Origin of the sequence: Aquibium sp. A9E412, assembly GCF_030398335.1 — a bacterium.
Taxonomy (GTDB): domain Bacteria; phylum Pseudomonadota; class Alphaproteobacteria; order Rhizobiales; family Rhizobiaceae; genus A9E412.
Genome location: NZ_JAOAOP010000049.1, coordinates 22,825 through 29,026 on the forward strand (window position 1 = coordinate 22,825; position 6,202 = coordinate 29,026).

The window sequence follows — 6,202 nt, forward strand, 5'->3', positions numbered from 1 at the left end:
TCACGCGCCCCGTCGCGCGGCGTTCAGCGCCGCGGCCGGCGGCGGATGCCGGCGTCGCCGCAGAAGACGCCAGGGCTGACCCCGAGCGCGCGGCGGAACATGTAGCCGAACGCGCTCGACGAGCCATAGCCCATGTCGAAGGCGACCGAGCCGACCTTCTCGCCGGCGGAAAGCCGCGCGATGGCGTGAAGCAGGCGCACCTGCCGCAACCATCGCGACGGCGGCAGGCCGGTCTCGGCGACGAACAGGCGCTCGACCGTCTTGCGGCTCGCGGCGACGCCGGCAAGCCAGGCCTCGAGCGGGCCGATCGCGCCGGGATCGTCGAGCGCGGCTTGCGCCGGCGCGCGCAAGCGCCGGTCCCGCGGCATGACGACCGACAGCGGCACCTCGCGCGCGGCGACGAGCTCGCGGCGCAGGAGACCGTGCAGCGCCGCCTCGTGGCCGGCCGACCGCGCCCGCGCGCTGTCGGGCAGCGTCGCCGACAGCAAGGCGGCGAGCAGCGGCGTCATGGCCACCACGCGGCACCGCGCGCCGAGCCGCGCCGCCTCCCGGCGGTTGACGTCGACATAGAGCATCGCGTTGTTCGCCCCGTACCGCATCCAGTGTTCGGCATCGGGCGGGATCCAGATCGCCATCGCCGCGCTCAGCAGGAGCACGCGGTCGCGGGTGCCGACATACATCGAGCCCGAGGTCGCCGAGACGAGCTGGCCGAAATCGTGGCTGTGCCAGCCGTAGCGTTCGCCGGCGGCCGGCCGGATCGCCTCGCCGCGATAGCGCGGCCGGCGACGCGGCGCGGCGGGCGGAGGATCGGGCCGGGTGTCCACGGGCTTCGACGTTTTCTCGATGCTTTTCGATCGTCTGTCGACAGACAGACATAGCAGAGGTCGCTAGCAACGGCCAGCGATACGGGGGCCCGGAGCGCGCGGGCGCGGGGCCGCATCGGGAGCGCCGGCGCCATGACACACCGCACCCTGCTGGCCTGGTTCGCCGTCGGCCATCTCGCCAACGACTGGCCGATCGCCGCCCTGTGGCTCGTCCTGCCGGCAGCCGGTCTGGCGCTCGACCTGGCGCCGGGCGAGGTCGGCCTGCTCTTCACGGTGGCCGGCCTCGGCGGGGCGCTCGCCTATCTGCCGGCCGGCATGCTGGCCGATCGCGTCGCGAACCGCGGCCGGCTGCTGGTCGCCACGGTCTGGTGGGTCGCCGCCGGCTACGGCCTGGCCGCCATGGCACCGGGCTTCTGGAGCCTGGCGCTGCTGCTTTCGCTGGCCGGCATGGGCAACGCCGCCTGGCACCCGATCGCGACCGGCGTGCTCAGCCGCACGGCCGGCGACCGCCGCGCGCACGCGCTCGGCATGCACGCCGTCGGCGGCACGCTGGCCGAGGTGCTGGCGCCGCTCTTCGCCGGCGTGCTGCTCGCCCATCTCGGCTGGCGCGGCGCGCTGGCGATCTCGGCGCTGCCGGCCCTGCTCTTCGGCATCTGCTTCGTCCGTGCCGCGCGCACCGTGCCGCAGGGCGACCGCGCCGCCGCGGGCGCGGCCGACCTGCGCCACCTGCTGGCCGCCTGGCGCCGCACCGGCGGGCTGCGCCTGGTCGCGCTGATCTGCGCCTACAACATGGCGCTGATGGCGCTTCTCAGCATGATCCCGCTCTATCTGGCGGCCGCGCGCGGCCTCGCGCCGGCGACGGTCGGCCTCGTCTTTGCCGGCCTGCTTGTTGCCGGCGCGCTGGCCCAGCCCTGGGTCGGCCGGGTGTCCGACATCGTCGGCCGCCGGCCGGTGCTGGTGGCCGGCAACCTGGCTGCCGGGCTGGCCGGCGCGATGCTGGTCTTCGAGCCGCCGTTCTGGCCGATGATCGCGGCGATGGCCGTCGCGGTCGGCGCGAGCGACGCCATCCGCGCGGCCGTGCTCGCCACGGCGGTCGACCGGGCGGAGCGCGGCCACGCCACCGCGCTGGGCATCGCCTTCGTCCTGCTCGACGGCGTCGGCGCGCTCGGCGCGCTGCTTGCCGGCCTGGCGGCCGGCGTCTCGTGGCCGCACATGTTCGCGCTCGCCGCCAGCCTGTCGCTCGCCGCGGCAGCGCTGGCCGGCGCGCCGGCCTTCGGGCGACGCCCCGACACGGCCGCGGCGGACACGGAGCGGCGCTAGCCGGCTGCCCGCTTGCCATCACGCACCGGGCAGCCGCAGCCGCTCGCGCGCGATGCCGCGCATGCGCGACGGCCCGCTCAGGCGTGCTCTGCGATGACCGTCAGGAAGGCCGGGCCGTAGCGGTCGAGCTTGGCTTCGCCGACGCCCGGCACGCTCGCCATCTCCGCGCGCGAGGCGGGCCTGGCGGCCGCGAGCTCGATCAGCGTCTTGTCGTGGAAGATCACGTAGGGCGGCACGTTCTGCGTGCGCGCGATGTCCATGCGCTTCTTGCGCAGGGCCTCGAACAGCGTCTGGTCGCCTTCCGAGACCGCCGGCCGGGCGGCGCCGGTAACCGCGCCGCGGCGGCGCGCGCGCGGCGGCGCCGGCACCCGCAGCATCAGCGTCGGCTTGTCGCGCAGGAAGGCGCGGCCGGCCGGCGCGATCGACAGGCCGCCATGGCCGGCGAGATCGACGTCGACCAGGCGCAGCGCGATGAGCTGGCGCAGGATGGCCCGCCAGGTGCGCTTGTCGTGCTCGGTGCCGATGCCGAAGGTGGAGCAGCCGTCATGGCCGAACTGGACGATGCGGTCGGTCGCAACCCCCAGCAGCACGTCGACGACATAGGCCTGCCCGAAACGCTCGCCGGTGCGGTAGATGCACGACAGCGCCTTCTGCGCGGCGATCGTGCCGTCGAACAGCTTCGGCGGCTCGGCGCAGGTGTCGCAATTGCCGCACGGCGCGCCGGTGTCGCCGAAATAGGCGAGCAGCGCCTGCCGGCGGCAGCCGGCGGTCTCGGCCAGGCCGAGCAGCGCGTCGAGCTTGCCGCGCTCGACGCGCTTGCGCGCGTCCGGCGCGTCGGACTCCTCGATGAAGCGGCTGCGCAGCGCGATGTCCTCGTAGCCGTAGAGCATCAGCGCCTCGGCGGGCAGGCCGTCGCGGCCGGCGCGGCCGGTTTCCTGATAGTAGGCCTCGATGCTGCCCGGCAGGTCGAGATGCGCGACGAAGCGCACGTCCGGCTTGTCGATGCCCATGCCGAAGGCGATGGTGGCGACCATCACCACCGCCTCGCCGTGCTGGAAGCGCGCCTGGTTTGCCTCGCGCGCCGCCTTGTCCATGCCGGCATGATAGGCGAGCGCGTCATGGCCCTGGTCGCGCAGCCAGGCGGCGGTCTCGTCGGTCTTGCGCTTCGACAGGCAGTAGACGATGCCGCTCTCGCCGGCGTGGCGCTTCAGCAGGTCCTTCAGCTGCGCGCGCGGATTGTCCTTCTCCTCGATGGCGTAGCGGATGTTGGGCCGGTCGAAGCCGGCGATGAAGGCGTCGGCCTCGGCAATCTCGAGATGGGCGAGGATCTCCGCCCGCGTCGGTTCGTCGGCCGTCGCCGTCAGCGCCATGCGCGGCGTGCCGGGAAACTGCCGCACCAGCGCGTCGAGCTGGCGGTAGGCGGGGCGGAAGTCGTGCCCCCATTGCGACAGGCAGTGCGCCTCGTCGATGGCGATCAGCGACAGGCGCACGCCTTCGAGCCGCCCCAGCACCTCCGGCCGCAGCAGCGTCTCGGGCGCGACATAGAGCAGGTCCACCGCGCCCTCGCGGATGTCGCGCCACAGCGCGCTGCGTTCGTCGGCCGGCAGGTCGGAGTTGAGCGCGGCCGCGCGCACGCCGGCCTGCCGCAGGGCGGCGACCTGGTCGGCCATCAGCGCCAGCAGCGGCGACACGACGAGGCCCATGCCGGGCCGCGCGATGGCCGGGATCTGGTAGCACAGCGACTTGCCGCCGCCCGTCGGCATCAGCACGAAGGCGTTGCTGCCGCCGATGGCATGGTCGATGATGCGCGCCTGCAGCCCCCGGAACGCGTCGTAGCCGTAGACGGACTTGAGAATGTCGAGAGCGTCGGCGGTCATCGTCTTCGGGCAAGGGAATCAGGACGCGCCCTTCATAGCAGCTTTGGCCCGCCTGTGCCGCCTGAGCGTCACGCGGCGCGATCAGGAGATGTCGATTCGCAATTTCGCGATCTACCTTTATGTTTCATGGATTCTGATCAACTTCTTCGTGGCGGTATTATATCGTAGACTAAATTAGATATGGAGGCGAATTCATTTTTACTTCTTTTGTCCGTCAAGAAATTTAATTCAATAAGTTTAATTTCTATTACCTCTTTCGATACTGAAAAATAGGTCGAGATTCCTGATATAAATTCATTGTATATATTACGGTTTTCGGCTTGATCATCGACGTATATATAACCATGCCCTCTGTCTCTTATATTTAGCTCTTTCCGTAGTTCATATATTTTCGGCAAAAGATATGCATTTGGAAGAATTAATTCCGATGCGAATGCGTTTGCCTGGAATTCTAATCGTTTATAATTGAAATGTAATTTTTTTTCTTCAAGTATAAAAATATCCTGCTCGATTACGGTATCAGAGCACAAATATCGCTCGTGACCCAAAACGAAATGACCGATCTCGTGTGCAATTGTAAAGCGCTCTCGCGTCTCGATCGAATGGGTATTTATTACGATTGCTCTCCGCGAAAAATCTGCCTGTCCAAGAATTGGATTTCCACCAACATCAAGAACATGACTATCAGAAAAATGTAAACTGATATCCAATCTTCTGCAGATCTCGTACAAATTTACTGAAGGGGAGAATTTACTACAAGGACCGCCTTCGATGCATACGGAAAAATTCGACCCACTTTCGAAGTGAAATCGTTGACATGAATCTCAGAGACATTTGCGCAATGATTCTTGCACTCGAATATCAAGTAAAGGTGGGGTTTGTCGCTTCCAGTTCTGTAAACTTCCACAACGACATCGAATTCAACGTCTGCTTCGCGCACGCGACAGTGATATTTCTTTCTTTTGTATATTTTACAGTTTTGAGGCGGATGAATATCAAAAATCAGCTCCCCACGATCTTTTTGATCGATAAGGTAGCGATAGAAGGCGTCTTCCAGCTTGTCGCCCTTGCCTTTCGAATTCACCGCTCTTCTCGACAAAGAATCCCTAGTGACGCCTATAGTTTATACACCGCGAACAACTCTTGGAAGCGAATTCATATGCGGAGAGTTAGGCAACAACTCTCGTTGCTAGGAGGTGGGCGCGCCCCTGGCGCCGACCGGCCGATACCGAGTCGGTTCTGCCGTTGATGGGAAACGAACCGGCCGGCAGGTTGTCGGGTAAAAAGTGAGTTACTCCGAACGTCAACAACGAGGGCGATACCGGCTGTTACTGGTTTCCGCAGAATATCGGGATGTAGCTTAGTAAGGATAGGCAATCTCGCGCCACACACAGGAGCAATCGGTGAGCTTATTGAGAGATAGCTGACGGTTTCTACCGGAGACAAGGTTTACACGTCGAGCATTTGGGGAGCCCCCGAATGCCCTGGAACGAGTGTAAGCCGATGGATGAACGTCTTCGCTTTGTCGCCCGCCTGCTTGAGGGAGAGCAGATGGCGTCGCTGTGCCGCCAGTTCGGCATCTCGCGCGTCACCGGCTACAAGATCTTCAACCGCTACAAGGAGTGTGGCCTTGATGCCCTTTATGACCGCAGCCGCAGGCCCTACCGGCATGCCAACAGGCTGCCCTTCCAGGTCGAGCGCTGCATTCTTGGCATCAAGCACGAGCATCCTTCCTGGGGGGCGCCCAAGATCCGCGACAGGCTGATCCGCCAGTTCCCGATGATCAAGGCACCCGCCATCAGCACCGTGCATGCCGTGCTCGACCGGCACGGCCTGGTCAAACGCCGCAAACGCCGGCGCTACAAGGCTGAGGGAACCGCACTGCACGCCGCACACGATCCGAACGGGTTGTGGTGTGCCGATTACAAGGGCGAGTTCATGCTCGGCAACCGCCAGTACTGCTACCCGCTCACCATCACCGACTATCGATCCCGCTACCTGCTCGCCTGCGAAGGCATGGCCGCCCCCAGTTCCGACGTCGCCTTCACCATATTCGAACGCGTCTTCAAGGAGTTCGGCTTGCCCTCGGCTATCCGAACCGACAACGGGGTGCCCTTTGCCTCCGGCAATGCCTTGTTCGGCTTGTCCAGGCTCTCCGTCTGGTGGCTCAGGCTCGGCATC

Annotated in this window: 5 protein-coding genes; 2 read left to right on the forward strand and 3 right to left on the reverse strand. The window is 65.8% G+C overall.

Features of this window, described 5'->3' with window-relative positions; all coding sequences use genetic code 11:
• Positions 1-23: 23 nt before the first annotated feature.
• The gene (locus tag N1F89_RS15440) at positions 24-824 is read right to left on the reverse strand and encodes an AraC family transcriptional regulator (RefSeq protein WP_290085111.1); all 801 of its coding nucleotides are present in this window, start codon (positions 822-824) and stop codon (positions 24-26) included.
• A gap of 132 nt (positions 825-956) precedes the next feature.
• On the opposite strand from N1F89_RS15440, the gene N1F89_RS15445 reads away from it, so the two are divergent.
• On the forward strand, positions 957-2,144 hold the full coding sequence (locus N1F89_RS15445; protein ID WP_290085112.1) for an MFS transporter: 1,188 nt from the start codon (positions 957-959) through the stop codon (positions 2,142-2,144).
• Between the two features lie 77 nt (positions 2,145-2,221).
• Here N1F89_RS15445 and recQ read toward each other — a convergent pair whose 3' ends face one another.
• Together recQ and N1F89_RS15455 are read right to left on the reverse strand one after the other, a co-directional pair.
• Complete coding sequence (gene recQ / locus N1F89_RS15450; protein WP_290085114.1) at positions 2,222-4,021, reverse strand: DNA helicase RecQ; 1,800 nt, start codon at positions 4,019-4,021, stop codon at positions 2,222-2,224.
• Positions 4,022-4,158: 137 nt separating this feature from the next.
• Positions 4,159-4,752: an ImmA/IrrE family metallo-endopeptidase gene (locus N1F89_RS15455; protein WP_354670331.1), complete on the reverse strand. Its 594-nt coding sequence runs from the start codon at positions 4,750-4,752 to the stop codon at positions 4,159-4,161.
• Between the two features lie 772 nt (positions 4,753-5,524).
• Between N1F89_RS15455 and N1F89_RS15460 the strand changes: the two genes are divergently transcribed.
• On the forward strand, positions 5,525-6,202 hold a 678-nt coding region (locus tag N1F89_RS15460), incomplete at its 3' end, for a helix-turn-helix domain-containing protein (RefSeq protein WP_290085116.1).